We start from the raw sequence: 25,355 nt of genomic DNA on the forward strand, positions 1-25,355 counted from the left end.
CCGTCACTTGCGCTGCGGCAGCGCAATCCATTCGGTTTCGCCGGGCACGTGGCCCATTTCCTGATTGGTCCACGCGAGCTTCGCGGCTTCGATTTTCTCGCGCGAGCTCGCGACGAAATTCCATTCGATGAAGCGCTCGCCGTCGAGCTTCTCGCCGCCGAGCAGCATCGCTCGCGCGCCGTGCGTGCTCGCGAGCGTGACGGTTTCGTCGAGCGCGAGCACGGCCATCTGGCCCGCTTCGAGCGGCGCGCCGTCGATCTCCAGATCGCCCTCCACCAGATATACACCGCGCTCCTCGTGCTCCGGTTCGAGCGCGAACGCGCTGCCCGGCGTGAAGTCGGCGGCGACGTACAGCGTGCCCGAAAACGTCGCGACCGGCGACACCGCGCCGAACGCGGTGCCCGCGATCACGCGCAGCGTCACGCCGTTGCGCTCGACGACCGGCAAGGTCGCCGCCGCATGATGCGCGAACGACGGCTCGGCGTCTTCATCGGCGAGCGGCAGCGCGACCCAGGTCTGGATGCCGTGAATCGTCTGGCCGCGCGCGCGGTCTTCCGGCGGCGTTCGCTCCGAATGGACGATGCCGCGCCCGGCCGTCATCCAGTTGACGTCGCCGGGGACGATTTTCTGCTCGGAGCCGAGGCTGTCGCGATGCATGATCGCGCCGTCGAACAGATAGGTGACGGTCGCGAGGCCGATATGCGGATGCGGGCGCACGTCGAGGCCGCTGCCGGGTTCGAGGGTCGCGGGGCCCATGTGGTCGAAGAAAATGAACGGGCCGACGAGGCGCGCCGCCATCGCGGGCAGGACACGCCGCACGGTCAGATTGCCGATGTCGCGTAAGTGCGGTTTGAGGACGGCTTTGATCGAGGAAGTCATGGGCAGGCTCGACGGGAAAGTGGAAGGAGAAGACTCGAATGGTCGATTCTACTGCGCGTCGCGCGCTGCCGACGGCATCGGCGCACGCTCGCCATGAGCGGGCGCACCGAAGCGAATTTGCGGCCTCCGTTACACTGCCAGATCGAACCATTTCTTTGGAGACCCGGATGTCGCCCAGGGACTTGCTGCTCGCGCTGATCGTCGTGCTCGCGTGGGGCGTCAATTTCGTCGTGATCAAGGTCGGCCTGCACGGCGTGCCGCCGATGCTGCTCGGCGCGCTGCGCTTTACGCTCGCTGCGGTGCCGGCGGTGTTTTTCGTCAAGCGGCCGCAGATGCCGTGGCGGTGGCTGTTCGCCTACGGCGCGACGATCTCGTTCGGGCAATTCGCGTTCCTGTTCTCGGCGATGTACGTCGGCATGCCGGCGGGGCTTGCATCGCTGGTGCTTCAGGCGCAGGCGTTTTTCACGCTGATCTTCGCGGCGCTGTTTCTGCACGAGCGCTTCCGTTTGCCGAACGTCGCGGGTCTGCTGGTCGCCGCGGCGGGGCTCGCGGTGATCGGCCTGCAAGGCGGCCACACGATGTCCGTCGCTGGTTTCCTGCTGACGCTGTGCGCCGCGTGCATGTGGGCACTCGGCAACATCGTTACGAAGAAGGTCGGCAAGGTCGATCTGGTCGGACTCGTCGTGTGGGGGAGCCTGATTCCGCCGCTGCCGTTTTTCGCGGCGTCGTTCGTGTTCGAAGGGCCGCGCGAGATCGCCGCCGCGCTGACCGGTATCAGCGCGCTGTCGATCTTCGCGATCGTCTATCTGGCGTTTATCGCGACGCTGCTCGGCTATGGCTTGTGGAGCCGTCTGCTGTCGCGCTATCCGGCGAGCCAGGTCGCGCCGTTCTCGCTGCTGGTGCCAATCGTCGGACTCGCGTCGGCGTCGCTGCTGCTCGGCGAGCAACTGTCTGCGATGCAGGTGGCGGGCGCGTTGCTCGTGATGGCGGGGCTCGCGGTCAACGTGTTCGGCGGCTGGGTCGTGCAGCGCTTGATACCGGCACGCTGAGCAACCGTTGCGCCACGGGTTGCGAGCGTGAATAACAAAACGGCCGGAGGGCCGTTTTGTGATTGCTTCGCGTGTGCCGACATCACGTCATGCGGCTCTTTGCGAGCGGCGGATTCGCCGCGAAATAGCGCTTGATGCCGGTCAGGATCGCGCTGGCCATCTTGTCGCGATACGCGTCGTCGTTGAGGCGGCGCTCTTCGTCCGGATTGCTGATGAACGCGGTCTCGACGAGGATCGACGGAATGTCCGGCGCCTTCAGCACCGCGAAGCCGGCCTGCTCGACCGAGCCCTTGTGCAGCTTGTTGATGTCGCCGATCTCTTTGAGCACGAAGTTGCCGTAGCGCATCGAGTCGCGAATCTGCGCGGTGGTCGACATGTCGAACAGTGCGCGGTTCACGGTGGCGTCGTCGGACTTGATGTTGATGCCGCCGATCAGATCCGACGAGTTCTCCTTGTTCGCCATCCAGCGCGCGGCCGCGCTCGACGCGCCGTGCTCCGACAGCGCGAACACCGAGGAGCCCTTCGCCTCGGGCGTCGTGAACGCGTCCGCGTGGATCGACACGAACAGGTCCGCGCCGACGCGGCGCGCTTTCTGCACGCGCACGTTCAGCGGCACGAAGAAGTCGGCGTCGCGCGTCATCATCGCGCGCATGTTCGGCTGCGCGTCGATCTTCGCGCGCAGCTTCTTCGCGATGTCGAGCGCGACGTGCTTCTCGTAGGTGCCTGCGCCGCCGATCGCGCCAGGGTCCTCGCCGCCATGACCCGGATCGATTGCGACGGTGAGCAGTCGCACGGTGTTGCTGCGGCTCGACTTCGGTGTGGTGAATGCGTAGGTGTCGCCGCTGTCGCCGAGGTTGTCGTCGTTGCTGTCGAGACCGCGTGCGGTGCTGTTGCTGTTGGCGTTGCCACCCTTGTTGCGCGCCAGTGCGGCAGGCGGCGCGGAGGGCGCGGACGGCGACGCCTGCCTGCCGGCAATGACCGGCGCGGACGGCGCCGTCGTGCCATGCGTGGGTGGATGCGGTACGCCCGCGGCGCCATTGCCGGCGCCACCGTTCTGCGCGTAGTGCTCGAAGAACGCTTCGCTGTTGTCGACCGGCGGCGCCGTGCCGGGGCCGGCAAGCGTCGCGGGCGGCGCGCTGTTTTCTTCGTTGAGCGCCTGCTGCTTGCGCTCGGTCTGCGCGAGCAGGTCCATCAACGGATCGGGCGCGACAGCCGGATACAGGTCGAACACGAGCCGGTACTTGTACGCGCCGACCGGCGGCAGCGCGAACACCTGCGGCTTCACCGAGCCCTTCAGGTCGAACACCATGCGCACCACGTGCGGCTGATACTGCCCGACCCGCACCGACGAAATCTGCGGATCGTTCGGCGTGATCTTCGAGACCAGCTCCTTCAGCGCCTGATCGAGGTCGAGGCCGTTCAGATCGACGACGAGCCGGTCCGGTCCCTGCAGCAGTTGCTGCGTGTTCTGCAGCGGCTGATCGGATTCGATCGTCACGCGCGTGTAGTCGCGCGCGGGCCACACGCGCACGCCGAGCACCGAGCTCGCAAACGCGAGACGCGGAGCGACGAGGCCGAGCACCAGCGTCGACGCACCGGCGCGCAGGATCTGCCGGCGCCGCCAGTTATGCGTTGCGCCCGCCGCCGATTCGATCGAATGGAATGGTTTGATTAACATCTTTCGAGACATGCCTTTCCTGATTCGCTATAAGCGCGTGCGACGAGTACGCGTGCGTCCGCGTTTGCGTCTGTGTTGCCGACGAGCCCGAGCAAGAAGACGAGATCCGGCACGCCGAGCAGCGCTCCCGCGCGTTGCGGCCATTCGACGAGGCAGACCGCGCCGCTGTCGAAATATTCGCGAAAGCCCGCGTCGGCCCATTCGGCCGGATCGGTGAATCTGTACAGATCGAAGTGATAGAGCGCGAGTTCCCCGGCGGGCCGCTCGAGCACATACGGTTCGACGAGCGTGTAGGTCGGACTGCGCACGCGGCCGGTGTGGCCGAGGCCGCGCAAGGTCGCGCGCACGAGCGTGGTTTTGCCGGCGCCGAGGTCGCCGACCAGTTGGACTTGCAGGCCGTGGAACGCGGGGCCGCTTGCGGTGCCAGGCTGGGCTGGCTGTGCCTGATGCGAGGCCGCGCGCACGCTTTCGATCGCCTGTGCGAAGCGCGCGCCGAACGCCTGCGTGGCGGCTTCGTCCGCGAGCGCGACAGAGCGTTCGAGCAGCACGGGAGCGGACGGTAGGGGCGCGTGATCGGGATTGACAGGCATTCTCGTAAAATGGCGTGATGAACCGAAGTCCGAAGTCCCCTGTTTTCTGCACGCCCGCATCGGCCGATGATGCCGCGCGAGCTTCTGGCGCAACGTCCCGTTTCGACGAGGCGGCGCTTCGTGCGCTCGCGCTCGACGTCAAGACGTGGGGCCGTGAACTCGGTTTCGGGGCGATCGGCATTAGCGATACCGATCTGTCGGCCGCCGAAGCGCCGCTTGCAGCGTGGCTCGAAGCGGGTTGCCACGGCGAGATGGATTATATGGCCAAACACGGCATGAAACGCGCGCGGCCGGCCGAGCTTGTGGCTGGCACGCGACGTGTGATCACCGCGCGCATCGCCTATTTGCCTGCGCAGACGCTGGAAGCAGAGGCGGCTGAAGGGGCGCATGAAGAGGGACATGAAAGCGCGCCTGAAAGCATGCCGCAAGACGTAACGCAACCCGCCTCACGCGCGACACCCCGCGCGCGCGACTGGCGCGCGGCCGAGCACGCGCGGCTCGCGGACCCGTCGACGGCGGTCGTGTCGATCTATGCGCGCGGCCGCGACTATCACAAGGTGATGCGTCAGCGCCTGCAACAACTGGCCGACCGGATCGAAGCGGCGATCGGGCCGTTCGGCTATCGCGTGTTCACCGATTCGGCGCCGGTGCTCGAAGTCGAGCTTGCGCAGAAGGCCGGCATCGGCTGGCGCGGCAAGCACACGTTGCTGCTGCAGCGCGACGCCGGCTCGCTGTTTTTCCTCGGCGAGATCTATGTCGACGTGCCGCTGCCGACCGACGCCGAAACCTCGCCCGAGGCCGCGCCCGAAACGCCGGGCTCGCATTGCGGCAGCTGCGCGCGCTGCATCGGCGCCTGTCCGACCGGTGCGATCGTCGCGCCGTACAAGGTCGACGCGCGGCGTTGCATCTCGTATCTGACGATCGAGCTGAAGGGCAGTATTCCGCTCGACCTGCGGCCGCTGATCGGCAATCGGGTGTACGGCTGTGACGATTGCCAGCTCGTGTGTCCCTGGAACAAGTTCGCGCAGGCCGCACCGGTCGCCGATTTCGACGTGCGGCACGGGCTCGATCGCGCGTCGCTGGTCGAACTGTTCGCGTGGAGCGCCGAGGAGTTCGATACGCGCATGCAGGGCAGCGCGATTCGCCGCATCGGCTACGAGAGCTGGCTGCGCAATCTCGCGGTCGGCATGGGTAACGCGTTGCGCGCCGCGCCCGGAAGTCTGGACCTCGATGCCCGTGGCGCGATCGTGCTGGCTTTGAGGCAGCGAGCCGACGATCCGTCGGCGGTCGTGCGCGAGCATGTGGAGTGGGCGCTCGAAGCGGCGTAAAGTCGTGGCAATTCGGTGCCGGCGATCTGGCACGCTAGAGGAGCAGGCAATCATGTTCAACGCAGTGATCGATGCGCCGTTCGGCAAGATCGGCATCCGGCTCGAAGGCGAAGCCGTGCGCGAGATCGTCTATCTGCCCGACTCGACGCCCAACGTCGCGCCCGACACGCCGCTCGCACGCGAGGTGGCCGAACAGATCGAGCGTTATTTCGAGCACGCGTCAGCGAAATTCGAGCTGCCGCTCGCCGAGTGCGGCACCGCGTTCCAGCGGCGCGTGTGGCAGGCGATCAGCGACATCCCGCCCGGCGTCGTGCTGACTTACGGACAACTCGCCAAGCAGCTCGGCAGCGTGCCGCGCGCGGTCGGCCAGGCGTGCGGCGCCAATTTCTTTCCGATCGTGATTCCGTGCCACCGCGTGGTGAGTTCGAGCGGCATCGGCGGCTTCGCGCATGATGGCGGCGACGGCTTCTTCCGCAACGTGAAGCGCTGGTTGCTCGCGCATGAAGGTGTGCCGTACGTATGAGCACCAGCACCACCACCAATACCGCTGTACACGTCGAAGACACGGCCGCCGCATCACCGCTGCTGCTGACCAGCTCCGCATCGATCGACGCCTTCTGCGACGCGCTGTGGCTCGAGCATGGCCTGTCGCGCAACACACTCGACGCGTATCGCCGCGACTTGCGGCTCTTCTGCGAATGGCTCGCGCACGCGCGCAATGCTTCCCTCGACACCGCGAGCGAAGCCGACCTGAGCGCCTACAGCGCGGCGCGGCAAAAGGACAAGGCGACCTCGGCGAACCGCCGGCTGTCGGTGTTTCGCCGCTATTACGCATGGGCGGTGCGCGAGCATCGCGCGGCCGCCGATCCGACCTTGCGCATCCGCTCGGCGAAGCAGCCCCCGCGATTTCCTTCGACGTTGAGCGAGGTCCAGGTCGAAGCGTTGCTCGGCGCACCCGACATCGACACGCCGCTCGGCTTGCGCGATCGCACGATGCTCGAGTTGATGTACGCGAGCGGCTTGCGCGTGACCGAACTGGTCACACTGAAAACCGTCGAGGTGGGACTCAACGAAGGCGTCGTGCGCGTCACTGGCAAGGGCTCGAAGGAGCGGCTGGTTCCGTTCGGCGAAGAGGCGCACGCGTGGATCGAGCGCTATCTGCGCGAGGCGCGCCCGGCGCTCCTCGGCCCGCGCGCGGCCGATGCGCTATTCGTGACGACACGCGCGGAAGGCATGACGCGCCAGCAGTTCTGGAACATCATCAAGCGACACGCGCAGGCCGCGGGCGTCCATGCGCCGTTGTCGCCGCACACGCTGCGGCACGCGTTCGCGACCCATCTGCTCAATCACGGCGCGGATCTGCGCGTCGTGCAATTGCTGCTCGGTCACACCGATATTTCGACGACGCAGATCTACACGCACGTCGCGCGAGAGCGGCTGAAATCGCTGCATGCGCAGCATCATCCGCGCGGGTGAGCACGACGTGAAGCGCGCGGGTGCCCGCGCGCTTCACACGAACTTGCGTAACCGGTGCTTGAGAATCTTGCCGGTCGATGCGGCCGGCAGCGCCGCGAGCACCTTCAGCTCGGCTGGCCGCTTATACGGCGCGAGCCGCTCGCCGCACCACGCGATCAACGCCGCGGGCGTGACCGTCGCGCCGGAAACCAGTTCGACGAATGCGATCACCTCCTCGTTGCCCTCGACCGCGCGTCCGATCACCGCCGACTGCACGACCTGCGGATGCGCGTTCAGCACGTGCTCGACCTCGGCCGGATACACGTTGAAGCCCGAGCGGATGATCAGCTCCTTGCTGCGCCCGACGATATGCAACGCGCCGTCCGCGGCCTGCCGCGCGAGGTCGCCGGTCTTCAGCCAGCCATCCTCGGTGACGGTCGCGCGGGTCTGCTCGGGGTTGCGGTAATAGCCGAGCATCACGTTCGGCCCGCGCACCCATAGCTCGCCGATCTCGCCCGGCGCGGCTTCGGCGCCGTCGAGCCCGACGAACTTCACTTCGACGCCTGGAATGACTTCGCCGACCGAGCAATCGGCGCGCGGTGCGTCGACCATCGTCTGCGACACGGTCGGGCTGCTTTCGGTCATGCCGTAGCCGTTGTGCAGCGGCAGACCGTACACGGCTTCGACCTGCGCCTTCAGCGCGGCGTCGAGCGGCGAGCCGCCCGAGTACGCGAAGCGCAGTCGCGGCGCGGACCATGCGTGGCCGTGCGTGTGCAGATGTTCGAGCAGCTTCGCGTGCATCGCCGGCACGCCCTGGAAGATCGAGACGTGCTCGGCGGCGAGGGCGAGGCGCACCGCTTCCGGCACGAAGCGCGGCGCGAGCCGCAACGTCGCGCCCGCATGCAGGCTGCCGAGACACACCGACGCGAAGCCGTACACATGCGAGATCGGCAGCACCGCATAGACGACGTCGTCGGGCCCGACCTGGCGCAGCCGGCTCGACACGGCCGCGATGTACAGCAGATTGCGATGCGACAGCATCACGCCTTTCGGCGTGCCGGTGGTGCCGGTCGTGTAGATCAGCGCCGCGCATTGGCGGTCGCTGGCGGCTTCGACGGCTTCGGCTTGCGCGCTGCTGTCCACCGCATACGACCATGCGCCGATGTCCGGCGACAGCGTGGGTGCGGGTGTCGCTCGATGCCGCTCAGCATGCTGGCGTGCGTCGGGCGAGCTTTCGAGCGCGTACGCGACGACGCGCGGTTGCGCATGCGCGCGGATCGAATCGAGTTCGGCGGCCGACAGTCGGGCGTTCGACACGAGCGCCCACGCATCGAGCTTCGCGGTCGCGAACAGCAGCACGATTTGCGCGATGCTGTTCTCCGCGACGATCATCACGCGATCGCCGCCGCGCACGCCCCGGTCGCGCAGCAGCGCGGCGGCCGCTTCGACGGCCTCGCGCAGTTGCGCGTTGGTCAGGCGGCGCGGATCTTCGATCAGCGCGACATGCCGCGGATCGCGCGCGGCGGCGAGCGCCGGAATGTCGCCGATGCGCGCGGGCAGGGCGGCGAGCAGCGCGGGGATATCGATCGTGGAACGGATGGATGAAGCCTGCTTCAACACTGTCTCCTCTTTACCAATTCGTGGCCCTGCGCGCAGTATCTCGCACCGCGCCGCCATATTTTCGAACGATCGTGCCACAAGTGTCGAACCCGCACAATTGGCCATCCGGCAAATAGCCGTTGTGCAAACTCGCCATTACAATGCGCCGATGAGCAAATCCAGACATGTGTCGGAAACACCCGCCACGCAGTTGCTGCGCCGTCACGGCGTCACGTTCGGCGAGCATCCTTACGACTACGTCGAGCATGGCGGCACCGCGGAATCGTCGTGCCAGCTCGGCGTCGACGAGCATCACGTCGTGAAGACGCTGGTGATGGAAGACGAGCACGCGAAGCCGTTGATCGTGCTGATGCACGGCGATCGCACCGTCAGCACCAAGAACCTCGCGCGGCAGATCGGCGCGAAGCGCGTCGAGCCGTGCAAGCCCGAGGTCGCGAACCGGCATTCGGGTTATCTGATCGGCGGCACGTCGCCGTTCGGCACGCGCAAGCAGATGCCGGTGTATGTCGAGTCGACCATTCTCGAGATGGACAAAATCTGGTTGAACGGCGGGCGGCGCGGCTTTCTCGTCAGCATCGAGCCGAAGGTGCTCACCGATCTGCTCGCGGCGAAGCCGGTGCAATGCGCGAGCGTGGACTGACGCCGATGAGCGGGTTGACGTTTGCCTGAATGTTTTTCGCGCGGACGCGTTCGGTAAAATGTGCGCCGCCCTGATTCGACGGGCATGCCCTGTTGCGGTTGGGGTATCGAATGTCAGACCGCGATCCTTATAAGAGTCCCAGATGCAAAACCTGATCGTCGCTGTCGTTGCCTATCTGATCGGTTCGTTGTCGTTTGCCGTGATCGTGAGCGCCGCGATGGGTCTCGACGACCCGCGCTCGTACGGCTCGGGCAACCCGGGCGCCACCAACGTGCTGCGCAGCGGCAGCAAGAAGGCCGCGATTCTGACGCTGATCGGCGACGCCTTCAAGGGCTGGCTGCCCGTATGGCTGGTCGTGCATTTCGGCGCGCGTTACGGGCTCGACGAGCGCGCGATCGCGATCGCGTCGCTTGCGGTGTTTCTCGGTCACCTGTATCCGATTTTCTTCCGCTTCAAGGGCGGCAAAGGCGTCGCGACCGCGGCGGGCGTGCTGCTCGCGATCAACCCGACGCTCGGCGTCGCGACCTTGCTAACCTGGCTGATCGTCGCGTTCTTTACGCGCTACTCGTCGCTCGCGGCGCTGTGCTCGGCGCTGTTCGCGCCGCTGTTCTACGTGTTTCTGTTCGGGCCGCGCATCGTCGCGCTCGCGGTTCTGGTGATGAGCCTGCTGCTCGTGTGGCGGCATCGCGGCAATATTGCGAAGCTGATGCGGGGGCAGGAGAGCCGTATCGGCGACAAAAAGAAGGCAGCCGGTCCGGCGGCGGGCAACGATCTTTGAAGTGGGCTGAGCGCTTCGCCCGGCCCGATGGCCCGATGCGAAGCGCTTCCGGGTCCGGCGGCAGGCTCGTTGCAAGCCAGGCGCGCCGTGCCGCTTAGTCGCGGAAGTTGTTGAAGTCGAGCGGCGTGTCGGTCACGTCCTTGCGCAGCATCGCCATCACGCTTTGCAGATCATCGCGCTTCGCACCGGTGATGCGCACCGCATCGCCCTGAATGCTCGCCTGCACCTTGATCTTGCTGTCCTTCACCAGACGCACGATTTTCTTCGACAGATCGCCCGAGACGCCCTTCTTGATCTTGATGACCTGCTTGACCTTGTCGCCGCCAATCTTCTCGATCTTGCCGTAGTCGAGGAAGCGCACGTCGACGTTGCGCTTGGCCATTTTCGACAGCAGCACGTCCTTCACCTGGCCGAGCTTGAAGTCGTCGTCGGCGTACGCGGTGATTTCGTTTTCCTTGTGTTCGACGCGCGCGTCGGACCCCTTGAAGTCGAAACGCGTCGAAATTTCCTTGTTGGACTGCTCGATCGCGTTCTTGACTTCGATCATGTTCGCTTCGCAGACGACGTCAAACGATGGCATTGCTTTCTCCCAATAGTGCGGCAGTGCGCGACACAGCCGGTCGGCTGAGCGCGAGGCACTCGCTATAATCACGGACCGGACGTCATTTTACCGACGCCGCTCTCTTTTGCCCAAGGCCGCCGCGCGGCGTCGCGACGGCGGGCGATCCCGCGTCGGGCGGCGCCGCTCGTGTCGTTAGGCGCGTCGTTGGTTGTTTTTCGTCGATTCCTGTTGCTTCCCGTCGTTGCCCTGTTGCCATTCCGATGTCCCAATCCGCTCTTGCCGCTCCCGCCGTCGCGTCCCTCATGGCCGGCTATCCGCTGAAGGTCCACAACACCTTCGGCTTCGACGTGCGCGCGCAGTTCGCGTGCCTGATCGAGCGTGAGGAACAGTTGCTCGCCGCGGTGCGCGATCCGCGCGTCGAGGGCCTGCCGCGCCTCGTGCTGGGCGGTGGTAGCAACGTCATGCTGACCGGCGACTTCGCCGGGCTCGTGCTGCTGGTGGCGCTGCGCGGGCGCCGCGTGGTGCGCGAGGATCAGGATGCGTGGTATGTCGAGGCGGCTGGCGGCGAGCCGTGGCACGAGTTCGTCGCGTGGACGTTGGCGCAGGGCATGCCCGGCCTCGAGAATCTCGCGCTGATACCTGGCACGGTCGGCGCGGCGCCAATCCAGAACATCGGCGCGTACGGGCTCGAAATGTGCGAACGCTTCGCGTCGCTGCGGGCGATCGAGCTCGTGACCGGCGAGGCCGTCGAACTCGACGGCGATGCGTGCCGGTTCGGCTATCGCGACAGCCTTTTCAAGCGGGAAGGGCGCGAGCGCTTCGTGATTGCGTCGGTGACGTTCCGTTTGCCGAAGGCGTGGCAGCCGCGCGCGGGCTACGCGGATCTCGCGCGCGAGCTGGCGGCGCGCGGTCCTGCGGCGAGCGCTGGCCAAGCCGAGGGTGCGGCCACGCAGCCGACCGCGCAAGCCATTTTCGATGCGGTCGTCGCCGTGCGGCGTGCGAAGCTGCCCGATCCGCTCGAACTGGGCAACGCGGGGAGCTTCTTCAAGAATCCGGTAATCGATGCCGCCCAGTTCGAGGCGCTGAAGCGTCGCGAGCCGGAAGTCGTGTCGTATGTGCAAGCGGATGGGCGGGTGAAGCTGGCGGCCGGCTGGCTGATCGACCGATGCGGCTGGAAGGGCCGCGCGATGGGCGCGGCGGCCGTGCATGAGCGACAGGCGCTGGTGCTGGTGAATCGCGGTGGCGCGAGCGGCACGGAAGTGTTGGCGCTGGCACGGGCGATCCAGCACGACGTGTTCGAGCGATTCGGCGTGGAACTGGAGGCGGAGCCAGTTTGCCTGTGAGCGGCAGTTCTCTCTTTTCGCGCTGAGTTGCCCCGCGGAGCGTCGCCGCCGACGAATGCAAAAGGCGCCGGGAGTTTCCTCCCGGCGCCTTTTTTGTGCCCGCGGTTCCGGCGCGTGTATGGACCAGCGGCTCGCTCAGTGATTGAGCTTGCCGAGCAGCAGGTATTCCATCAACGCCTTCTGCACGTGCAGACGGTTTTCCGCCTCATCCCACACGACGCTCTGCGGTCCGTCGATCACTTCCGCGCTGACTTCTTCGCCGCGATGCGCGGGCAGGCAGTGCATGAAGAGCGCGTCGGGATTCGCGCGCGCCATCATGTCGGCGTCGACGCACCAGTCTGCGAAGGCCTTCTTGCGCGCTTCGTTCTCGGCCTCGAAGCCCATGCTGGTCCACACGTCGGTGGTGACGAGATCGGCGCCCGTGCAGGCTTCGTTCGGGTCGTCGAATTCCTCGTGGAACGACGCGCTTTGCGCCGCGACGAGCGCGCGGTCGAGCTTGTAGCCGGGCGGCGTGGACAGGCGCAGCCTGAACCCGAGAATCTGCGCGGCTTCGATCCACGTGTACAGCATGTTATTCGCGTCGCCGACCCACGCGACCGTCTTGTCGCGAATTGGACCGCGATGCTCGAAGTACGTGAAGATGTCTGCGAGCACCTGACACGGGTGGTATTCGTTCGTGAGCCCGTTGATCACCGGCACGCGCGAATTCTCGGCGAAGCGCTGGATGATGTCCTGGCCGAACGTGCGGATCATGATGATGTCGACCATGCGCGAGATGACCTGCGCGGCGTCTTCGATCGGCTCGCCGCGGCCGAGCTGCGTGTCGCGCGTGCTCATGAACACGGCGTGGCCGCCCAGCTGGAAGATGCCGGCTTCGAACGACAGGCGCGTGCGTGTCGAATTCTTTTCGAAGATCATCGCCAGCGTGCGGTCATGCAGCGGGTGATAGGTCTCGTAGTTCTTGAATTTGCGTTTCAGGATGCGCGCGCGCTCCAGCACGTACTCGTAGTCTTCCAGCGAGAAGTCCTTGAACTGCAGGTAGTGGCGAATTTTCTTGGCGGTCATGAAACAAATACGGCGGTCTCACCCGGCAGGGTTGCCGGACTGCGCCGCCGTCGGTATGGTGGTAACTCCATGCAGCATAAAGGATTTCGCCTCGTTTGACGAGTCGGCGGGAGGGCGCCGAAAGCGATTCGAAAGCGTCGTATCGCGCTTCGCGGGGTCATCGGAAGGCGCTTGTGTGCGCTGCGGAAAAGGGCCCGCTGCGCTATAATCTGCGGGTTATCCCAAAGCCCAGCAGGCCGGCGTTTCGCATGAAGAAACGCGGCTCGCGCGGCGCGGAAAGCCTGTCAAGGCGTGGCCGTCATGACAGACGCCAGAGCGGTTCAGCCGGTTCGCCGCAGCGGTTCTCGTGGTGCGGTTCGTCATTGTTGCGTTAGCGCCAGATCGCACGCACGTCGCAGGTGGCTGCAAGCGCTTGCCGTACATGCCGCTTGCGGTGAGTTCGCGCGTACAACTGGCGTCGCCGGTTGGTCGTCATTCCGCTGGGCAGTCACACAGGTATTTCTACATGGCCGAAGCAGCTCCAATCGAATATTTCATTCAGGGCATTACGTCGACGGGAAAAAAATTTCGGCCGAGCGACTGGTCGGAGCGGCTCGCGGGCGTCATGTCGTCGTTCGGGCCCGGCGTGAGGAAGGGGCCGAACGCCTATATGCAGTACTCGCTGTACGTGCGGCCGACCATGATCGGCGACCTCAAATGCGTGATTCTCGATTCGCGGCTGCGCGACATCGAACCAATGGCCTTCGATTTCGTTATGAACTTCGCGAAAGACAACGACCTGCTGGTCACCGAGGCGTGTGAGCTGGAACTCGACCATGCGCCTGCGCCGCAAGCCAAACGGCAGGTCATCTGATGTAAGTCGACCGGATCGGCAAAAGCAAAAAAACAAAAACCCGCAAGCAGCGGGTTTTTTTGTGGCTGGCAATTCAACCGAAACAAAAAAGCCCGCCAAAGCGGGCTTCTTGTGCAGCGGAAACAGGAGGTGGCCCGCCGAAGCGGGCCGACCGGAATTACTGCGCTGCGGGCGCTTGCAGACCCTTGACGGCTGCAGCGAGGCGGCTCTTGTTGCGAGCTGCCTTGTTCTTGTGAACGATGTTCTTGTCGGCGATGATGTCGATGGTCTTCGACGATGCCTTGAAGATTTCGGCGGCCTTAGCGTGATCGCCTGCATCGATTGCCTTGCGGACAGCCTTGATAGCCGTGCGGAACTTCGAGCGCAGTGCCGAGTTGTGCGAGTTTGCCTTCGCGGCCTGGCGGGCGCGCTTGCGTGCTTGTGCGGAGTTAGCCATGACGGTTCCTTATCCTGTTCCTGTTTCCAGTACCCGGCCTTCAATGATGAGGCGAGGTGCTGCTTCTCGATCCGAACCCTTGGAAGCGATTGCCCAAGGGCGCAAAAGTGTCGAAAAAATCGATCGAACTACGCGAAGGCGGGCCCGTGTTTCAAGGCATCCGGATGTATTGACAGGCGGCGCTGCGCCAACCTGAGAACCGCGTCCGAAGACCATTCGAAAACTGAGCAAGCTTCGAAACCGACGATTATAGCAGCAAAATCAGGCACGTGACAACGGAAAACACGCGCTGGCGCCACAATGACCGGAGCGGCGTCATGTCGGCGCGTATGTGCTGGCCCTCCTGCGAGGGCGCCGATGGAAGGCGGGGGCGCTGCCGGGAAGACCGCAGAAAACACAAGAAATCGCGCTTTCCAGCCGATCGCGGCGAACGTCCGCGTGGCAAATCGGTCCGAATCGCGTTCTGGCTCGTCGCCCGCATTGGCGGGACCCGTATAATAAGCGCCCCATGAATCTATTACGAGCCCTGCTGACGGTCAGCGGCTTCACGCTGCTGTCGCGCGTGACCGGACTGGCCCGTGAAACGTTGATCGCCCGTGCGTTCGGCGCCAGTCAATACACCGACGCTTTCTACGTCGCCTTTCGCATTCCGAACCTGCTGCGTCGCATTTCCGCCGAAGGCGCGTTCTCGCAGGCCTTCGTGCCGATCCTCGCGGAGTTCAAGAACCAGCAAGGCCACGACGCCACCAAGGCGCTCGTCGACGCGACCTCGACCGTGCTCGCGTGGGCGCTCGCCGTGCTGTCAGTGATCGGCGTGGTCGGCGCGTCGGGCGTCGTGTTCGTCGTCGCGTCGGGCCTCGCGCACGAGGGCCACGCGTACCAGCTCGCGGTCGCGATGACGCGCATCATGTTCCCATACATCATTTTCATCTCGCTGACGTCGCTGGCGTCGGGCGTGCTGAATACGTACAAGAACTTTTCGTTGCCCGCGTTTGCGCCCGTGCTGTTGAACGTCGCGTTCATCGCCTCCGCCGTATTCCTCGCGCCGCGCCTGCAAACGCCGGTCTATGCGCTCGCCTGGGCAGTGATCGTCGGCGGCGTGCTGCAATTCGTCGTGCAGCTGCCGGGCCTCAAGAAGATCGACATGGTGCCGCTCATCGGCCTGAACCCGCTGCGCGCGCTCGCGCATCGCGGCGTAAAGCGGGTGCTCGCGAAGATGGTGCCGGCGATGTTCGCGGTGTCGGTCGCGCAGATCAGCCTGATCATCAACACCAACATCGCGTCGCACATCGGCCCCGGCGCGGTGTCGTGGATCAACTACGCCGACCGGCTGATGGAGTTTCCGACCGCGCTGCTCGGCGTCGCGCTGGGCACGATCCTGCTGCCGAGCCTGTCGAAGGCGCACGTCGATGCCGACTCGCATGAGTATTCGTCGCTGCTCGACTGGGGACTGCGCGTCACGTTCCTGCTCGCCGCGCCGAGCGCGATCGCGCTGTTCTTTTTCGCCCAGCCGCTGACAGCGGTGCTGTTCAACTACGGCAAGTTCGACGGCAATGCGGTCGTGATGGTGAGCCGCGCGCTCGCCGCCTACGGAGTCGGCCTGATCGGCCTGATCCTGATCAAGATCCTCGCGCCGGGCTTTTACGCGAAGCAGGACATCAAGACGCCAGTGAAGATCGGCATCGGCGTGCTGGTCGTCACGCAGTTGAGCAACTACGTGTTCGTGCCGGTGCTCGCGCATGCGGGTCTCACGCTGAGCGTCGGGCTCGGCGCTTGCGTCAATGCGTTGCTGCTATTCATTGGTCTGCGCAAACGTGGCATTTATATGCCGTCGAGCGGCTGGCTCAAGTTTTTCGTGCAGTTGCTCGGGGCGTGCCTCGTGCTCGCCGGCGTGATGCGCTGGCTCGCGATCAGCTTCGACTGGATCGGCATGCATACCCAGCCGGTCAGCCGCATGGTGTTGCTCGGTGCGTGTCTCGTGCTGTTCGCCGCGCTGTATTTCGGTATGCTTTGGCTGATGGGCTTCAAGTACGCGTATTTCAGAAGGCGAGTGAAGTGATCACCATGTCGCGGGTTCTCGATTATTTCAGTACGCTCGTCGCCGAAGACGAGAGCCTGCCGCTGACCGAGACGGCGCTCTCGATCGCGCAGGATGCCTATCCCGACCTCGATCTGCAGTCGGTGCTCGCCGAGATCGACGAGCTGGTGCTGCGGCTGCGGCGCCGCATGCCCGACGATGCCGACATCCGTCAGAAGGTTGGCATCCTCAACCGTTTCTTTTTCCGCGAACTCGGTTTCGCGAGCAACCTGAACGATTACTACGACCCCGACAACAGCCATCTGAACGTCGTACTCAAACGTCGCCGCGGCATTCCGATTTCGCTCGCGGTGCTCTATCTGGAGATGGCCGAGCAATTCGGCGTTCCGGTGCGAGGGGTGTCGTTTCCAGGCCACTTCCTGCTGCGCGTGACGATGCCCGACGGCGACGTAATGCTCGATCCGACCACCGGTCATTCGCTGTCCGAAGCGCAGATGGTCGAGATGCTCGAGCCGTACGTCGCGTCGGCCGGCGATTCGGTCGGGCGCGCGCTACGCATGCTGCTGCAACCGGCCACGCATCGCGAGATCGTCGCGCGGATGTTGCGCAACCTGAAGGCGATCTATCTGCAGACCGAGCGTTGGCAACGTCTGCTCGCGGTGCAGCAACGGCTCGTCATTCTGCTGCCGGACAATATCGAGGAAGTGCGGGATCGCGGTTTCGCGTATGCGCGGCTCGATTATCTGCGGCCCGCGCTCGAGGACCTCGAAAGCTATCTCGGCGATCGCCCCGATGCGGAAGATGCCACCGTGGTCGAGTCGCAGTTGCATGAATTGCGGCAGCGCACGCGGCATGATGGCGGCGAATAGCGACGCGCGTTTTCACGCTGCATAAAACACAAACGCCTGCACATGTCGCACATGCACAGGCGTTTTTTTATCGCCGTATGCAGGCCTTGGCCTAGCATCGGCGACCAGATCGATCGCTAAGCGATCCTCACTTCGGCTGCATGCGGATCGCGCCGTCCAGCCGGATCACCTCGCCGTTCAGCATCGGATTGTCGAAGATCTGCTTGGCGAGCATCGCGTATTCGGCCGGTTTGCCGAGGCGCGGCGGGAACGGCACCATCGCACCGAGCGCGTCCTGCACTTCCTGCGGCATGCCGAGCAGCATCGGCGTTTCGAAGAGGCCGGGGGCGATCGTCATCACGCGGATCGCGTTGCGCGACAGGTCTCGCGCGATCGGCAGCGTCATACCGACCACGCCAGCCTTCGAGGCGGAGTAGGCCGCCTGGCCGATCTGGCCGTCGAACGCGGCGACCGATGCGGTGTTGATGATCACGCCGCGCTCGCCGTTGGGGTTCGGCTCGTTCTTCGACATTTGCACCGCGGCGAGCCGGATCATGTTGAACGTGCCGATCAGATTGATCGAGATCGTGCGCGTGAACAGATCGAGCGAATGGGGGCCATCCTTGCCGACGGTCTTCGCGGCCGGCGCGACGCCCGCGCAGTTGACGAGACCGCGCAGCGTACCGAGCTTCGTCGCGGCTTCGACGGCCTGTTGCGCGTCCTCTTCCCGGCTCACGTCGCATTTGACGAAAGCGCCGCCGAGTTCCTTTGCGAGCGCCTCGCCCGCGTCCAGATTCAGGTCGGCGAGGACGACTTTGCCGCCGTTCTCGACGAGCAGGCGCGCGGTGGCAGCGCCGAGCCCTGATGCGCCGCCGGTGATCAGGAACACGTTGTCACGAATTTCCATGTCTTCTCCTTTGCTACGGTTGTTCAGTGCGGTCTCGAGCGAAGCATTTTTCGACGACGATCGATTGTAGCGGCTGTGCTGCGCTGCGGAAAGCGAAGCGGGCGGCGGCATGCAAGCGCTATGGAAACCTAACTGGTTCCGCTGGGCGTTCCCCACCGCTTGCCGCTTTTGGTTTGCGCACCGAGCCAAACAAAAAACCCGCCCAACGTGGGCGGGTTTTGGTCAACGAAAACAGCGGTAATGTTTGGACCAAGCCGGCTTACTTCAGCGCGTCGAACGCGCGGGCGCGAATTTCATCGACGCTGCCGAGGCCCGAAATGCGGCGATATTGGGGCGCCTTCACCGAGCTCGACGTATCGCCGTTCTTCGCCCAGCCGTTGTAGTACTCGATCAGCGGCTTGGTTTGCGATTCGTACACTTCCAGACGCTTCTTGACCGTTTCTTCCTTGTCGTCGTCGCGCTGGATCAGCGGCTCGCCGGTCACGTCGTCGATGCCCTCGACCTTCGGCGGATTGAACGTCACGTGATAGGTGCGGCCCGACGCGGGGTGCGAGCGACGGCCGCTCATGCGCACGATGATCTCGTCGAACGGCACGTCGATTTCGAGCACGTAGTCGATCGCGACACCGGCCTGCTTCATTGCTTCGGCTTGCGGAATCGTGCGCGGGAAGCCGTCGAACAGATAGCCGTTCGCGCAGTCCGGCTGCTGCAGACGTTCCTTCACGAGGTTGATGATCAGCTCATCCGTGACGAGTTCGCCGGCGTCCATGAAGCGCTTTGCTTCGAGGCCGAGCGGCGTGCCGGCCTTGACGGCCGCGCGCAGCATGTCGCCGGTCGAAATTTGCGGGATGCCGAACTTTTCCTTGATGAAGTTGGCCTGAGTGCCTTTGCCGGCACCCGGTGCACCCAGCAGGATCAAACGCATGGATATCTCCAGATCTATGTGAATTCTTTGTTGACGCGGCATGCTTCCCGGCAATTCTCGCAGGTTGCGCATCGGCTACCGTTGGCTACCTCGCGCTGCACGTCGAATACGACGGCGCTGCAAGATCCGCACGGCGCGACCGGGATAACCCGAGTGTCGCCTGCGCTGGGCGGCGCGCATAACCGTTCGATTATGCCACGGCTTCCCGCGCTCAAGACCCGAATAAGGCCCGTACGCGCGCGAGATCGGCGGCGGTATCGACCCCCGGCAACGGTACGTCTTGCGTGACGAGGACCGCGATGCGCTCGCCATGCCACATCGCGCGCAGTTGTTCGAGCGCTTCGACCTGCTCGATCGGCGAGATCGCGAGGCTCGGGTACGTGCGCAGAAATTTCGCGCGATACGCGTACAGGCCGATGTGCCGGTATACGACGGCGGGCGCGGCCGGCGTCGGCATCGACGCGACGTTGGGCCAGTGCGGTTGCCATGCGTCGCGCGCCCACGGGATTGGCGCGCGCGAGAAATACAGTGCGACGCCGCGCGCATCGGGCACGACCTTGACGACGTTCGGATTGAAAATTTCGGCGGGATCGGTGATCGGATGCGCGGCCGTCGCGATCGCGCAGTCGCTTGTCGTTGCCAGATGCGCGGCGACGCCGCGCACGAGCGCCGGGTCGATCAGCGGCTCGTCGCCCTGCACGTTGACGACGATCGTGTCGTCGCTCCAGCCGAAACGCGTCGCCACTTCCGCGAGACGGTCGGTGCCCGACGGATGGTCGGCGCGCGTGAGTACCGCGTCGAAGCCGTGGTCTCGCGCCGCGTCGAGCACTTCCTGCGCGTCCGACGCGACCAGCACCTGTTGCGCGCCCGATTCGCGCGCGCGCTGCGCGACGCGCACGACCATCGGTTTGCCGCCGATGTCCGCGAGCGGCTTGTTGGGCAGACGCGTCGACGCGAGGCGGGCCGGCACGACGGCGATAAACGGATGAGGGGTGGTGTGGATCATCGGATCAGGAACGGTCGGCGATCAGGCCGGAGGAAGAGGCTGCGCGCGCGACGCTCACGCAGGGTCGGAGATGAGCCGGGGCGGCGAAAACGGCTGTGGATCGATTTTGGAGCGCATGCGGGGAGGGGGCGGTGGCATCGATGAAGCCTGCCTTGACCCGCGCGCGAGCGAGACGACGCGACGCCTCGCGCTGCAGTGGCGCTGCGGGTCAGGCGACCGAGCCGGGATTCAGATCGACCGGCGTGCCTTCGACGGTCTGCCTCGCTTCGTCGACGAGCATCACCGGAATGCCGTCGCGGATCGGATAGGCGAGCTTGTCCGCGTTGCAGATCAGTTCCTGCGCGGCGCGGTCGTAGCTGAGCGGGCCCTTGCAGATCGGGCAGACGAGGATTTCAAGCAGGCGAGCGTCCACGGACTTTCTCCACAACTAATGCAGTGAGGCGGTGATCAAGCGCGGCTTCGACCGGGACTACCCAGATGCGCGCGTCGTGCCAGGCCCCCAATTTTACCGCATCCTTTTCCGTAATCAGGATCGCGTCGGCGTCGACGTCGGTGAACGGATTGCGCTCGAACGTGTAGTGGTCGGGCAGCGCGCGCGTCGTGGGCGCGAGGCCGGCCGCGCGCACTGTCGCGAAAAAGCGTTCCGGCGCGCCGATGCCGGCCGCGGCCAGCACGCGTTGACCGGCGAATTGCGCAAGCGGGCGGCGCAGTGCGGGATTGTCGAGATGCCACGCGTCGGCAGGGGCGAGCTGCAGTGCGAACGTGTTCGGCCACGCGGGCAGCGTGCGCGCATACGGATCGTTGATCAGCGTCGCGTCGCGGCGGCGCGACAGCGGCTCGCGCAGCGGCCCGGCCGGTAGCAGGAAACCGTTGCCGCCGAGCCGGTGATCGAACACGACGAGTTCGACATCGCGCGCGAGGCGATAGTGCTGCAAGCCGTCGTCGCTGACGATCACGTCGACGTCGCGATGCGCGGCGCACAGCGCCTGCGCGGCGGCGACGCGGTCCGGACAGACCCACACGGGTGCGCCGGTGCGGCGCGCGATCAGCAACGGCTCGTCTCCGCCGACCCGTGCCGACGAACCGGGCGTGACCCGGGTCGGGGTGCTCACGCGCGCGCCGTAGCCGCGCGACACGATGCCGGGCGTTAAGCCCGCGGCGCGCAACGCTTCGACGAGCGCGATGACGGTCGGCGTCTTGCCGGTGCCCCCGACCGTCACGTTGCCGACCACCACCACCGGCACGCCGACGCGCACCGATTTCAGCCAGCCGAGCGAAAACGCGGCGCGGCGCGCGGCCGCGACTGCGCCGAACACGCAGGCGAGCGGCGTCAGCGCCCAGGCGAGCGGTCCACGTTGCTGCCATTCGCGCGAGAGGCGCGCTCCGAGACGGTCGCTGAGTTCGCTCATGGGCGGGTTGCGAGCACGGACTGCGCGCCGTGCGCACTACGCGGGGTCAACATCAACGCGGTTCTCCGGGCAATCGAATGCGAATACGGGTCGAAAAATGAGGTGCGAGCGGCGCGCCCGCGCCCAGTGGCCTCGGGCCGGGCAAGCTCTCCGCCGCGCTGCGCGATCGACATGCCGTCGAACCCGGCACTGTAGCGCGCGGGCGTCCCGCCCGGCAAGTCGCGTAAGGTCCAACGCGCGCCGCTCCACGCTATGTGCGGTTGCTCACAGTCTGTGGATAACTTTGTGGAGAACCTGCCGTCCGATCGTCCCGAAGGGCCATTCCGTGCGCTTTGGATCGTAGTACTCGCTCGCTATCGAGATGCAAACGCCATATAAATCAAGGCTCTGCCAGGAATTTATTGACGTTGGCGGGCGTTCTGGCGGAATTCGTCAGGCGGTTCCCGCCATGTGGACACTTTTAACAATCCTGCGATTCCGGCTGGACGCGGCTCTTCGCTCGGTCTATCGTCTGTCCGGCCAGCGCTATTTATTCCTTGCATGAACCCCGAAAATCCTTTTGCTTCTGCGGCCGCACATGGCGGTGAGGTCGTCGTTCCCGTCTCCGCGCTCAATCGCGCGATCGGCACGATGCTCGAACGCTCGTTTCCACTCGTTTGGGTCGCGGGTGAGGTGTCGAACTTCACGCGCGCCGCGAGCGGCCATTGGTACTTCTCGATCAAGGACACGCAGGCGCAGATGCGCTGCGTGATGTTCCGCGGTCGAGCTCAGTACGCCGAATTCATGCCGCGCGAAGGCGATCGCATCGAAGTGCGCGCCCTCGTCACGATGTACGAGCCGCGCGGCGAACTGCAGCTTAATGTCGAAGCGGTGCGCCGCACCGGCCAGGGGCGTTTGTACGAAGCGTTTCTGCGGTTGAAGGCGCAACTCGAGGCCGAGGGGCTGTTCGCCGCCGAGCGCAAGCGCGCGCTGCCGACGCATCCGCGCGCGATCGGTATCGTCACGTCGTTGCAGGCGGCCGCATTGCGCGATGTGCTGACGACGCTGTCGCGTCGCGCGCCGCATATTCCGGTGATCGTTTATCCGGCGCCGGTGCAGGGCGCGGGCGTCAGCGCGAAGCTCGCCGCGATGGTCGAGGCGGCTGGCGCGCGCCGCGAGGTCGACGTGCTGATCGTGTGTCGCGGCGGCGGCTCGATCGAAGATCTGTGGGCGTTCAACGAAGAAGTGCTCGCGCGCGCGATTGCGGAAAGCGTCATACCCGTGGTGAGCGGCGTCGGTCACGAGACCGATTTCACGATTGCCGATTTCGCCGCCGACGTACGTGCACCGACGCCGACCGGTGCCGCCGAACTCGTCAGTCCACAGCGCGTCATGCTGCTGCGCGAACTTGATCATCGGCACGCGACGCTCGCGCGCGCGTTCGGCCGCATGATGGAGCGGCGCGCGCAGCAGCTCGACTGGCTGGCGCGCCGGCTCGTGTCGCCCGCCGAGCGGCTCGCTCGGCAGCGCACGCATCTGCAGCAGTTGCGCGTTCGGCTCGCGTCGGCGGGCGCCCGGCCGGTGCGCGACGCTCGTGCGCGATTTTCGTTGCTGCAGATGCGCTGGCAACGCTGGCGTCCGGATCTCGCGGCCGAGCGCACGCGCGTCAACGTGTTGGCGCAGCGTCTGAATGCGGCGCTATCGCGCCGGCATGAACGACAGGTCGCGCGCATCGACATGCTCAGCGCGCGACTCGAAGTGCTGAGTCCACAGCGCACGCTCGAGCGCGGTTATGCGGCCGTGCTCGATGCGCAAAGCGGTCGGGCGATTCGCACGCCGTCGTCGCTGAAACCTGGACGTCGTCTGACGATGCATCTCGCCGAAGGCTCGGCCGATGTCGCGCTCGCCGACGTGCAGGCGCGTCTGACCGACGGTTTCTGACGTTTCACCGGTGGGCGCGTGATGCCCTGTTTACTGTCTTCCGACGAGCCGGGCACGCGCCATGCGCGCCCTTCTCATGGGCCTTGCGCACGGCGTGTTCGACATGCCGGACACAAAGGCCGTTGGTTTGCGGGGTTATTCCAACTCGCCTACAATCGAGTGCTCGATAGCGTCATCCGCAGACTCCCCACAACAGATACAGAGAAGGAAAGCACCATGGAACATACGCTCCCGCCGCTGCCGTTTGCGAAAAACGCGCTCGCTCCGCACATGTCGGAAGAGACGCTCGAGTTTCACTATGGCAAGCATCACCAGACCTATGTGACCAACCTGAACAATCTGATCAAGGGCACCGAGTTCGAGAACCTGTCGCTGGAAGAGATCGTCAAGAAGTCGTCGGGCGGTATCTTCAACAATTCGGCTCAGGTGTGGAATCACACGTTCTTCTGGAACAGCCTGTCGCCGCAAGGTGGCGGCGCACCGACCGGCGCGCTGGCTGACGCCATCAACGCGAAGTGGGGTTCGTTCGACAAGTTCAAGGAAGAGTTTGCGAAGACCGCGGTCGGCACGTTCGGCTCGGGCTGGGCATGGCTCGTGAAGAAGGCTGATGGTTCGCTCGACCTCGTGTCGACGAGCAACGCCGCCACGCCGCTCACCACCGACGCGAAGGCTCTGCTGACGATCGACGTGTGGGAGCACGCTTACTACATCGACTATCGCAATGCGCGTCCGAAGTTCGTCGAGGCGTACTGGAACATCGTCAACTGGGACTTCGCAGCGAAAAACTTCGCTTGAGATTGCCGGTTGCGGCTCGCCGTCTGATGTCGTGATCCTTGCGGTCGCGTTTGAAGATGGTAGCCAGAGGCGAAAGCCCTCCATCGCGAGGGCTTTTTCTTTCTGGAGGCGATTGGAAGGGGAGGAATTGATATTGCTTACCACCGAGGGATGCCCTTCTTACGCGCTTCTGAAAGAAGTTTGTCACAGTTGGTAACTGCGGTTTGGCGGGGCGCGGCGCTAAGTGAAATGGCCCTGCGGCTAATCGTCGGGGCCAGAATTCGTGGACATCTGTCGATGCCGATGAGCCCGGTCCCCGCCCGTCGACTTCGCCGAACTGGCGAGGGCGGGCGCTGGCGGCGGATGGTTCATATACCGGAAGTTCTGCGCGGTCGCGGCGCTCGGGAAGGTCGTCGCGCCCGGTTGCTGGAGTACGACGTTCGGCGCGGCCGGCGTCGTGTCAATCGATTGCCAGCTCATCTACAAGCATGACTTGATATAACGTACCAATCGCCGCAGCGACTCGCAGCAAGGTCGAGGCCAGCCAGCCGGGCAAAAAACTTTCTGTAACTGAGCCGTAACCACGGAATTTCGCGACTAGCCTAACGTTTGAATTCCAATCCTCCGAAGTGCACCGCCATGATTCCCAGCAATAAAACGATCAGCCTAGCGATTCCCGCCGCCGTCATCGCGCTCGCGTTAGGCGGTTGCGCAGTGGCGCCACCGAGCGGCCCGAGCATAGCCGCGATGCCGCGCAGCGGCGAGCCGCTCAGCCAGTTCCAGCAGAACGACTACGCGTGCCGCGACTACGCGAATCAATCAACGAATCCGTCCGGCGCTGCGCAGGCGGCCACCACGAACAGCGTGAACAGCGCGGCGCTCGGCACGCTCGGCGGCGCGGCGATCGGCGCGCTGTTCGGCGCCGCGGCGGGCAACGCCGGCGCGGGCGCGGCGATCGGCGCCGGCAGCGGTCTGCTGATCGGGGGCGCGAACGGCGCGAATGGCGCCCAGTATTCGGCGGCCGGCATGCAGGCGCGCTACGACACCGCCTACGCCCAGTGCATGACCTCGAAGGGTGAGACGATCGTTCAGCCGCAGCCTTACTATTCGACGCAGCCGGTGTACGTCGCGCCCCGTCCTTATTACGCGCCGCCTCCGCCCGTCATGTATGCGCCTTATCCGGCTTACTGAGCGGCGATAGCTGAGGCCGGCCGGCTTGCTTGTCTTGCATTGTCGGCCGGTACTGCATTTC

General features: G+C 65.1%; 25 protein-coding genes. 13 read left to right on the plus strand and 12 right to left on the minus strand.

Annotated features, from left to right (window positions below):
- Positions 1–3: 3 nt before the first annotated feature.
- On the minus strand, positions 4–879 hold the full coding sequence (locus OKW38_RS22355; RefSeq protein ID WP_429363086.1) for a pirin family protein: 876 nt from the start codon (positions 877–879) through the stop codon (positions 4–6).
- A 167-nt stretch (positions 880–1,046) separates the two neighbouring features.
- Between OKW38_RS22355 and OKW38_RS22360 the strand changes: the two genes are divergently transcribed.
- Complete coding sequence (locus OKW38_RS22360; RefSeq protein ID WP_090801640.1) at positions 1,047–1,928, plus strand: EamA family transporter; 882 nt, start codon at positions 1,047–1,049, stop codon at positions 1,926–1,928.
- Between the two features lie 82 nt (positions 1,929–2,010).
- Here the strand turns inward: OKW38_RS22360 and OKW38_RS22365 are convergent, their stop codons facing one another.
- Positions 2,011–3,618, minus strand: a complete 1,608-nt coding sequence (locus tag OKW38_RS22365; RefSeq protein WP_429363088.1) for an N-acetylmuramoyl-L-alanine amidase — start codon at positions 3,616–3,618, stop codon at positions 2,011–2,013.
- Positions 3,600–4,196 carry a tRNA (adenosine(37)-N6)-threonylcarbamoyltransferase complex ATPase subunit type 1 TsaE gene (tsaE, locus tag OKW38_RS22370; RefSeq protein ID WP_429363089.1) on the minus strand — a complete coding sequence of 199 codons (597 nt, stop codon included), beginning with the start codon at positions 4,194–4,196 and terminating at the stop codon, positions 3,600–3,602. The genes OKW38_RS22365 and tsaE overlap by 19 nt, the downstream gene beginning before the upstream one ends.
- Positions 4,197–4,213: 17 nt before the next feature.
- On the opposite strand from tsaE, the gene queG reads away from it, so the two are divergent.
- Genes queG through xerD form a run of 3 tightly spaced genes read left to right on the plus strand, consistent with a single transcriptional unit; the run spans position 4,214 to position 7,000 of the window.
- Entirely contained in the window at positions 4,214–5,524 is a 1,311-nt protein-coding gene (gene queG / locus OKW38_RS22375; protein WP_429363091.1) for a tRNA epoxyqueuosine(34) reductase QueG, read from the plus strand.
- A gap of 52 nt (positions 5,525–5,576) precedes the next feature.
- Positions 5,577–6,047, plus strand: coding sequence for a methylated-DNA--[protein]-cysteine S-methyltransferase (locus OKW38_RS22380; protein WP_090801634.1), 471 nt, complete (start codon positions 5,577–5,579; stop codon positions 6,045–6,047).
- The gene (gene xerD / locus OKW38_RS22385; RefSeq protein WP_184023062.1) at positions 6,044–7,000 is read left to right on the plus strand and encodes a site-specific tyrosine recombinase XerD; all 957 of its coding nucleotides are present in this window, start codon (positions 6,044–6,046) and stop codon (positions 6,998–7,000) included. Before OKW38_RS22380 ends, xerD begins: the two co-directional genes overlap by 4 nt.
- 33 nt (positions 7,001–7,033) lie before the next feature.
- Here the strand turns inward: xerD and OKW38_RS22390 are convergent, their stop codons facing one another.
- Positions 7,034–8,596, minus strand: coding sequence for a class I adenylate-forming enzyme family protein (locus OKW38_RS22390; protein WP_429363092.1), 1,563 nt, complete (start codon positions 8,594–8,596; stop codon positions 7,034–7,036).
- A gap of 151 nt (positions 8,597–8,747) precedes the next feature.
- Between OKW38_RS22390 and ybaK the strand changes: the two genes are divergently transcribed.
- Together ybaK and plsY are read left to right on the plus strand one after the other, a co-directional pair.
- Complete coding sequence (gene ybaK / locus OKW38_RS22395; RefSeq protein WP_090801630.1) at positions 8,748–9,239, plus strand: Cys-tRNA(Pro) deacylase; 492 nt, start codon at positions 8,748–8,750, stop codon at positions 9,237–9,239.
- A gap of 142 nt (positions 9,240–9,381) precedes the next feature.
- The gene (gene plsY, locus OKW38_RS22400; RefSeq protein WP_184023064.1) at positions 9,382–10,017 is read left to right on the plus strand and encodes a glycerol-3-phosphate 1-O-acyltransferase PlsY; all 636 of its coding nucleotides are present in this window, start codon (positions 9,382–9,384) and stop codon (positions 10,015–10,017) included.
- Positions 10,018–10,111: 94 nt separating this feature from the next.
- On the opposite strand, the gene OKW38_RS22405 is transcribed toward plsY, so the two are convergent.
- The gene (locus OKW38_RS22405) at positions 10,112–10,597 is read right to left on the minus strand and encodes a YajQ family cyclic di-GMP-binding protein (protein ID WP_090801627.1); all 486 of its coding nucleotides are present in this window, start codon (positions 10,595–10,597) and stop codon (positions 10,112–10,114) included.
- Between the two features lie 284 nt (positions 10,598–10,881).
- On the opposite strand from OKW38_RS22405, the gene murB reads away from it, so the two are divergent.
- Complete coding sequence (gene murB, locus OKW38_RS22410; RefSeq protein ID WP_429335235.1) at positions 10,882–11,922, plus strand: UDP-N-acetylmuramate dehydrogenase; 1,041 nt, start codon at positions 10,882–10,884, stop codon at positions 11,920–11,922.
- A gap of 135 nt (positions 11,923–12,057) precedes the next feature.
- Here the strand turns inward: murB and argF are convergent, their stop codons facing one another.
- Positions 12,058–12,987: an ornithine carbamoyltransferase gene (gene argF, locus OKW38_RS22415; protein ID WP_429363094.1), complete on the minus strand. Its 930-nt coding sequence runs from the start codon at positions 12,985–12,987 to the stop codon at positions 12,058–12,060.
- Between the two features lie 505 nt (positions 12,988–13,492).
- Here argF and OKW38_RS22420 point away from each other — a divergent pair.
- Positions 13,493–13,840: a DUF3579 domain-containing protein gene (locus tag OKW38_RS22420; RefSeq protein WP_090801622.1), complete on the plus strand. Its 348-nt coding sequence runs from the start codon at positions 13,493–13,495 to the stop codon at positions 13,838–13,840.
- A 157-nt stretch (positions 13,841–13,997) separates the two neighbouring features.
- Here OKW38_RS22420 and rpsT read toward each other — a convergent pair whose 3' ends face one another.
- Positions 13,998–14,276, minus strand: a complete 279-nt coding sequence (gene rpsT / locus OKW38_RS22425; RefSeq protein ID WP_027198671.1) for a 30S ribosomal protein S20 — start codon at positions 14,274–14,276, stop codon at positions 13,998–14,000.
- A gap of 508 nt (positions 14,277–14,784) precedes the next feature.
- Between rpsT and murJ the strand changes: the two genes are divergently transcribed.
- Positions 14,785–16,335, plus strand: a complete 1,551-nt coding sequence (murJ, locus tag OKW38_RS22430; RefSeq protein WP_090801620.1) for a murein biosynthesis integral membrane protein MurJ — start codon at positions 14,785–14,787, stop codon at positions 16,333–16,335.
- Between the two features lie 5 nt (positions 16,336–16,340).
- Positions 16,341–17,183, plus strand: a complete 843-nt coding sequence (locus tag OKW38_RS22435; RefSeq protein WP_184023308.1) for a SirB1 family protein — start codon at positions 16,341–16,343, stop codon at positions 17,181–17,183.
- A 127-nt stretch (positions 17,184–17,310) separates the two neighbouring features.
- Here the strand turns inward: OKW38_RS22435 and OKW38_RS22440 are convergent, their stop codons facing one another.
- From OKW38_RS22440 to lpxK, 5 genes are all read right to left on the minus strand, one after another.
- Entirely contained in the window at positions 17,311–18,069 is a 759-nt protein-coding gene (locus tag OKW38_RS22440) for a 3-hydroxyacyl-CoA dehydrogenase (protein ID WP_429363095.1), read from the minus strand.
- A 259-nt stretch (positions 18,070–18,328) separates the two neighbouring features.
- Positions 18,329–18,994, minus strand: a complete 666-nt coding sequence (gene adk / locus OKW38_RS22445; RefSeq protein ID WP_090801619.1) for an adenylate kinase — start codon at positions 18,992–18,994, stop codon at positions 18,329–18,331.
- Between the two features lie 211 nt (positions 18,995–19,205).
- Entirely contained in the window at positions 19,206–20,000 is a 795-nt protein-coding gene (gene kdsB, locus OKW38_RS22450; protein WP_429363097.1) for a 3-deoxy-manno-octulosonate cytidylyltransferase, read from the minus strand.
- Positions 20,001–20,208: 208 nt separating this feature from the next.
- Positions 20,209–20,412 (minus strand): Trm112 family protein, encoded by a 204-nt coding sequence (locus OKW38_RS22455; RefSeq protein WP_007180583.1) that lies wholly within the window; start codon positions 20,410–20,412, stop codon positions 20,209–20,211.
- Positions 20,393–21,409, minus strand: a complete 1,017-nt coding sequence (gene lpxK / locus OKW38_RS22460; protein WP_429363099.1) for a tetraacyldisaccharide 4'-kinase — start codon at positions 21,407–21,409, stop codon at positions 20,393–20,395. Before lpxK ends, OKW38_RS22455 begins: the two co-directional genes overlap by 20 nt.
- Before the next feature lie 540 nt (positions 21,410–21,949).
- On the opposite strand from lpxK, the gene xseA reads away from it, so the two are divergent.
- From xseA to OKW38_RS22475, 3 genes are all read left to right on the plus strand, one after another.
- Complete coding sequence (gene xseA, locus OKW38_RS22465; protein WP_429363101.1) at positions 21,950–23,329, plus strand: exodeoxyribonuclease VII large subunit; 1,380 nt, start codon at positions 21,950–21,952, stop codon at positions 23,327–23,329.
- 216 nt (positions 23,330–23,545) lie between these two features.
- Positions 23,546–24,124: a superoxide dismutase [Fe] gene (sodB, locus tag OKW38_RS22470; protein WP_013090345.1), complete on the plus strand. Its 579-nt coding sequence runs from the start codon at positions 23,546–23,548 to the stop codon at positions 24,122–24,124.
- 618 nt (positions 24,125–24,742) lie between these two features.
- On the plus strand, positions 24,743–25,294 hold the full coding sequence (locus OKW38_RS22475; RefSeq protein WP_090801611.1) for a glycine zipper family protein: 552 nt from the start codon (positions 24,743–24,745) through the stop codon (positions 25,292–25,294).
- The last annotated feature ends 61 nt before the right edge of the window (positions 25,295–25,355 follow it).

The sequence above is a fragment of the Paraburkholderia sp. MM5496-R1 genome (assembly GCF_050436205.1).
Lineage (GTDB): Bacteria > Pseudomonadota > Gammaproteobacteria > Burkholderiales > Burkholderiaceae > Paraburkholderia > Paraburkholderia tuberum.

What these genes read in the sequence shown, in the direction of transcription:
- OKW38_RS22355 (WP_429363086.1), bottom strand. Translation starts at nt 879, where the DNA reads ATGACTTCCTCGATCAAAGCCGTCCTCAAACCGCACTTACGCGACATC.
- OKW38_RS22435 (WP_184023308.1), top strand. Translation starts at nt 16,341, where the DNA reads ATGTCGCGGGTTCTCGATTATTTCAGTACGCTCGTCGCCGAAGACGAG.
- OKW38_RS22405 (WP_090801627.1), bottom strand. Translation starts at nt 10,597, where the DNA reads ATGCCATCGTTTGACGTCGTCTGCGAAGCGAACATGATCGAAGTCAAG.
- tsaE (WP_429363089.1), bottom strand. Translation starts at nt 4,196, where the DNA reads ATGCCTGTCAATCCCGATCACGCGCCCCTACCGTCCGCTCCCGTGCTG.
- adk (WP_090801619.1), bottom strand. Translation starts at nt 18,994, where the DNA reads ATGCGTTTGATCCTGCTGGGTGCACCGGGTGCCGGCAAAGGCACTCAG.
- OKW38_RS22380 (WP_090801634.1), top strand. Translation starts at nt 5,577, where the DNA reads ATGTTCAACGCAGTGATCGATGCGCCGTTCGGCAAGATCGGCATCCGG.
- murJ (WP_090801620.1), top strand. Translation starts at nt 14,785, where the DNA reads ATGAATCTATTACGAGCCCTGCTGACGGTCAGCGGCTTCACGCTGCTG.
- lpxK (WP_429363099.1), bottom strand. Translation starts at nt 21,409, where the DNA reads ATGAGCGAACTCAGCGACCGTCTCGGAGCGCGCCTCTCGCGCGAATGG.
- OKW38_RS22440 (WP_429363095.1), bottom strand. Translation starts at nt 18,069, where the DNA reads ATGGAAATTCGTGACAACGTGTTCCTGATCACCGGCGGCGCATCAGGG.
- queG (WP_429363091.1), top strand. Translation starts at nt 4,214, where the DNA reads ATGAACCGAAGTCCGAAGTCCCCTGTTTTCTGCACGCCCGCATCGGCC.
- xseA (WP_429363101.1), top strand. Translation starts at nt 21,950, where the DNA reads ATGAACCCCGAAAATCCTTTTGCTTCTGCGGCCGCACATGGCGGTGAG.
- OKW38_RS22475 (WP_090801611.1), top strand. Translation starts at nt 24,743, where the DNA reads ATGATTCCCAGCAATAAAACGATCAGCCTAGCGATTCCCGCCGCCGTC.
- kdsB (WP_429363097.1), bottom strand. Translation starts at nt 20,000, where the DNA reads ATGATCCACACCACCCCTCATCCGTTTATCGCCGTCGTGCCGGCCCGC.
- OKW38_RS22365 (WP_429363088.1), bottom strand. Translation starts at nt 3,618, where the DNA reads ATGTCTCGAAAGATGTTAATCAAACCATTCCATTCGATCGAATCGGCG.
- OKW38_RS22360 (WP_090801640.1), top strand. Translation starts at nt 1,047, where the DNA reads ATGTCGCCCAGGGACTTGCTGCTCGCGCTGATCGTCGTGCTCGCGTGG.
- OKW38_RS22420 (WP_090801622.1), top strand. Translation starts at nt 13,493, where the DNA reads ATGGCCGAAGCAGCTCCAATCGAATATTTCATTCAGGGCATTACGTCG.
- argF (WP_429363094.1), bottom strand. Translation starts at nt 12,987, where the DNA reads ATGACCGCCAAGAAAATTCGCCACTACCTGCAGTTCAAGGACTTCTCG.
- xerD (WP_184023062.1), top strand. Translation starts at nt 6,044, where the DNA reads ATGAGCACCAGCACCACCACCAATACCGCTGTACACGTCGAAGACACG.
- plsY (WP_184023064.1), top strand. Translation starts at nt 9,382, where the DNA reads ATGCAAAACCTGATCGTCGCTGTCGTTGCCTATCTGATCGGTTCGTTG.
- rpsT (WP_027198671.1), bottom strand. Translation starts at nt 14,276, where the DNA reads ATGGCTAACTCCGCACAAGCACGCAAGCGCGCCCGCCAGGCCGCGAAG.
- sodB (WP_013090345.1), top strand. Translation starts at nt 23,546, where the DNA reads ATGGAACATACGCTCCCGCCGCTGCCGTTTGCGAAAAACGCGCTCGCT.
- murB (WP_429335235.1), top strand. Translation starts at nt 10,882, where the DNA reads ATGGCCGGCTATCCGCTGAAGGTCCACAACACCTTCGGCTTCGACGTG.
- ybaK (WP_090801630.1), top strand. Translation starts at nt 8,748, where the DNA reads ATGAGCAAATCCAGACATGTGTCGGAAACACCCGCCACGCAGTTGCTG.